Annotated in this window: 1 protein-coding gene and 12 tRNA genes; all 13 read left to right on the top strand. The window is 48.7% G+C overall.

Annotated features, from left to right (window positions below; all coding sequences use genetic code 11):
- Positions 1–9: 9 nt before the first annotated feature.
- Positions 10–85: transfer RNA gene (locus tag AQR02_RS27760), tRNA-Asn, on the top strand.
- 1 nt (position 86) lies between these two features.
- Positions 87–162, top strand: a tRNA-Thr gene (locus tag AQR02_RS27755).
- 11 nt (positions 163–173) lie between these two features.
- Positions 174–248 (top strand) — tRNA-Glu (locus AQR02_RS27750).
- 37 nt (positions 249–285) lie between these two features.
- A tRNA-Val gene (locus tag AQR02_RS27745) sits at positions 286–361 on the top strand.
- Between the two features lie 52 nt (positions 362–413).
- Positions 414–487, top strand: a tRNA-Gln gene (locus tag AQR02_RS27740).
- 5 nt (positions 488–492) lie between these two features.
- Positions 493–565: transfer RNA gene (locus AQR02_RS27735), tRNA-Lys, on the top strand.
- Positions 566–587: 22 nt separating this feature from the next.
- Positions 588–671, top strand: a tRNA-Leu gene (locus AQR02_RS27730).
- A gap of 7 nt (positions 672–678) precedes the next feature.
- Positions 679–753 (top strand) — tRNA-Gly (locus tag AQR02_RS27725).
- Between the two features lie 8 nt (positions 754–761).
- Positions 762–838 (top strand) — tRNA-Arg (locus AQR02_RS27720).
- 35 nt (positions 839–873) lie between these two features.
- Positions 874–947 (top strand) — tRNA-Pro (locus tag AQR02_RS27715).
- Positions 948–958: 11 nt separating this feature from the next.
- Positions 959–1,032: transfer RNA gene (locus AQR02_RS27710), tRNA-Gly, on the top strand.
- A gap of 16 nt (positions 1,033–1,048) precedes the next feature.
- A tRNA-Pro gene (locus tag AQR02_RS27705) sits at positions 1,049–1,122 on the top strand.
- A gap of 377 nt (positions 1,123–1,499) precedes the next feature.
- Positions 1,500–4,094 (top strand): phosphoenolpyruvate carboxylase (gene ppc, locus AQR02_RS27700; protein ID WP_245237773.1); only part of this gene is annotated, 2,595 nt, incomplete at its 3' end.

Here is a 4,094-nt window from a genome sequence, read left to right as displayed (position 1 = left end):
GGACAATATTCCCTGATAGCTCAGTTGGTAGAGCACTCGACTGTTAATCGAGTTGTCACAGGTTCGAGTCCTGTTCGGGGAGCCATGCTCTCATAGCTCAGCAGGTAGAGTGCTTCCATGGTAAGGAAGAGGTCACCGGTTCGAATCCGGTTGAGAGCTCCACAGATTTACAAGGCCCGTTGGTCAAGGGGTTAAGACACCTCCCTTTCACGGAGGTAACATGGGTTCGAATCCCATACGGGTCACCAACTATTCATTATCTTCACCCTTTGAGGGCATACATATGGAGGCTTAGCTCAGCTGGGAGAGCATCTGCCTTACAAGCAGAGGGTCGGGGGTTCGAACCCCTCAGCCTCCACCATAATCGTCCTCATAATTGAAGAGATTATGGGTAATCTATAAGTATCCATCATAGGGGATTCGCCAAGTGGTAAGGCAACGGACTCTGACTCCGTCATCATAGGTTCGAATCCTATATCCCCTGCCAAATGCGAGCCATTAGCTCAGTTGGTAGAGCACCTGACTTTTAATCAGGGTGTCGAAGGTTCGAGTCCTTCATGGCTCACTTTGATTAAAACTTGTACTATGCGCGTGTGGCGGAATGGCAGACGCACCAGACTTAGGATCTGGCGTCGTAAGACGTGGGGGTTCAAGTCCCTTCACGCGCACCACTTATTTGCGGACGTGGCTCAGCGGTAGAGCATCGCCTTGCCAAGGCGAGGGTCGCGGGTTCGATTCCCGTCGTCCGCTCCATAATTTTTGCGCCCTTAGCTCAGCTGGATAGAGCGTTTGACTACGAATCAAAAGGTCGGGAGTTCGAATCTCTCAGGGCGCGCCATTTTGTATTTTTTCTATGAATCATCAATATATTAACGGGATGTAGCTCAGCTTGGTAGAGCACCTGGTTTGGGACCAGGGGGTCGCATGTTCAAATCGTGTCATCCCGATTTTCACCTTTGCGGGTGTAGTTCAATGGTAGAACTTCAGCCTTCCAAGCTGATAGCGTGGGTTCGATTCCCATCACCCGCTCCATAATTTTATATCTTTTCGGGATGTAGCTCAGCTTGGTAGAGCACCTGGTTTGGGACCAGGGGGTCGCATGTTCAAATCGTGTCATCCCGATACTTCAGTCTTGGCTGACAAAACTCTTACTCCGGTAGGAGTTTTTTGTTATAAATTTAAACTTCGCTTGCCCCTCCCAGGATATCACAAACCCCGATTTCTATTCTTCTTCAATCCGTGTATAATGCAATCAATACCTACACGCTGTGTAAACCTTGCACATAAATACGGATTAACTCAGCCATTCTAATTTAGTATAGGTTCATAAATATTTTATGACTGTATAATGAATGAATTTGGTGTATAATCGTAATTACTGCAACGCTTTACAGCGTAATAAATTGGAGATTTCCTAGTGGTTTTACTGTATGATATGAGGAAAGCTTCAAATAGACAATGTTAAGGACATTGATCCGGAAGAGGATGGGGGGAGCAGCATGACCGAACTTACGACAGCTGTCAGCAAAAGCAATTCCAACAATCTGCTGCGGCGTGACGTACGGTTCCTGGGGAATATCTTGGGCGAAGTCTTGGTACATCAAGGCGGCAACGAATTGCTGGAGATCGTGGAGAAGATCCGCGAAACCAGTAAATCACTGCGCTCATTGTTTTTGCCTGAACTGCACAATGAATTTAAAGAGCTGATTAATTCACTGGATCCTGAAAATCGTCACCAAGTAATACGGGCGTTCGCCATTTATTTTCAACTGGTGAATATCGCCGAGCAGAATCACCGGATTCGCCGTAAGCGTGACTATGAACGCTCAGCGGGGGACACGGTACAGCCGGGTTCTATCGAAAGTGCGATTCAGGAGCTACGCGAACGGGATTTCTCCCAAGAGGATGTTCATGAGATCATGAACGGCCTGTCTTTGGAGCTGGTCATGACGGCTCACCCTACGGAAGCAATGCGGCGGGCTATTCTTGATATCCACAAACGGATATCCGACGATGTAATGGGCTTAGACAATCCAACGTTAACGTTCCGTGAGCGGGAACAGCTCCGCGAGAAGCTGCTGAATGAAGTCATTACCCTGTGGCAGACGGATGAACTGCGCGACCGCAAACCTACTGTGCTGGATGAAGTACGTAATGGGATGTACTATTTCCATGAGACGATCTTCCAAGTGCTGCCGGATGTGTATCAGGAGCTTGAACGATGTTTGAGTAAATATTATCCGGGTCAGAACTGGCACGTACCGACGTATCTGCGTTTTGGATCCTGGATCGGCGGGGACCGCGACGGAAATCCTTCGGTAACTGCCGCTGTTACTCTTCAGACCCTGCGTTTACAGCGTAAGCTTGCGATCCGGGAATATCAGCGTATTATGCGTGAACTGATGCAGTATCTGAGCTTTAGTACAAGCATTGTCAGTGTCACTACCGAACTGGTGGATTCCATCGAAAAAGACCGGAACATCATTAACCTCAACCGGGTCGATGCCTGGCGCAATGATAATGAACCTTACCGGATCAAGCTAAGTTATATGATCTCAAAGACACAAAATGTGCTTGATGATGAGAAAAAAGGCACTCCTGAGCGCTACTCATCACCGCAGCAATTCATAGATGATTTGAACGTGATTGACCGCAGCCTGCGTCACCACTATGCCGATTATGTTGCGGACACTTATATTAAGAAGCTAATCCGTCAGGTAGAGCTGTTCGGCTTCCACACTGCGGCTCTGGATGTCCGCCAGCATAGTCAGGAGCATGAAAATGCGATGGCAGAAATTCTGGCTAAAATGAACATCACGCAGGATTATGCCAATATGCCGGAAACGGATAAGGTGAAGCTGCTGGAATCGCTGCTTAATGATCCGCGTCCACTGACTTCCCCGTACCAGTCATATAGTGAGAGTACGGAGGAATGCCTCGCGGTGTACCGTACGATTTTTATGGCACAGGAAGAATACGGCAAACAGTGCATCACCAGTTATCTGATCAGTATGGCAGAAGCGGCCAGCGACATTCTGGAAGTTATGGTATTCTCCAAAGAGGTTGGCTTGTTCCGCAAAGATAATGATGGAACGGTCGTCTGCACTTTGCAGGCAGTACCACTCTTCGAGACGATTGATGACCTGCATGATGCACCTGAGATTATGAAGACACTGCTCAACATGCCGATTTATCGTGAAGCGGTTAGAGCGATGAACGATCTCCAGGAAATCATGCTCGGTTATTCCGACAGCAATAAAGACGGCGGAGTGGTGACTGCGAACTGGGAGCTGCGTGTGGCCCTTAAACAAATTACCGCTACGGCGGATGAATTCGGCATCAAGCTGAAGTTCTTCCATGGACGCGGCGGTGCACTCGGACGCGGCGGCATGCCGCTGAACCGCAGTATTCTTGCCCAGCCTGCTTCAACTATTGGCGGCGGGATTAAGATTACCGAGCAGGGCGAAGTGATTTCTTCCCGGTATTCAATGAAGGGTATTGCTTACCGGAGTCTAGAGCAAGCTACTTCTGCACTGGTAACTGCAGCTATTCATGCTAGAATGCCTCAAGCAGATCTGTATGAAGCCAAATGGGATGAAATTGTGGCCCGCATCTCCGAAGTTTCATTAGACAAATACCAGGATCTGATCTTCCGGGATCCGGATTTCCTGACTTTCTTCAAGGAATCGACACCACTGCCTGAGGTTGGAGAACTTAATATTGGTTCACGCCCATCCAAACGGAAGAACAGTGACCGATTCGAGGACCTGCGTGCAATTCCATGGGTGTTCGCCTGGACGCAGAGCCGTTACCTGCTTCCTGCCTGGTATGCTGCCGGAACCGGACTGCAGAGCTTCTACGAGGGGAAAGAAGAGAACCTGAAAATCATGCAGACTATGTATGAGAACTTCTCCTTCTTTACCACGCTGATTGATACGCTGCAAATGGCGATTGCTAAGGCCGACCTGGTTATTGCCAAGGAATACGCCACCATGGGCAAAAATGATGAAGCCCGCCAGCGGATCTTCGGTCAGATTGAAGCAGAATTCAAGCTGACTTCAGAACTGATTCTTAAGATCACTGGTCAGCAGGAT

Origin of the sequence: Paenibacillus ihuae (assembly GCF_001368795.1) — a bacterium.
GTDB classification, from domain to species: domain Bacteria; phylum Bacillota; class Bacilli; order Paenibacillales; family Paenibacillaceae; genus Paenibacillus_AQ; species Paenibacillus_AQ ihuae.
The sequence above is the reverse complement of the archived record's forward strand: the minus strand, read 5'-3'. Positions and strand labels throughout refer to the sequence as shown.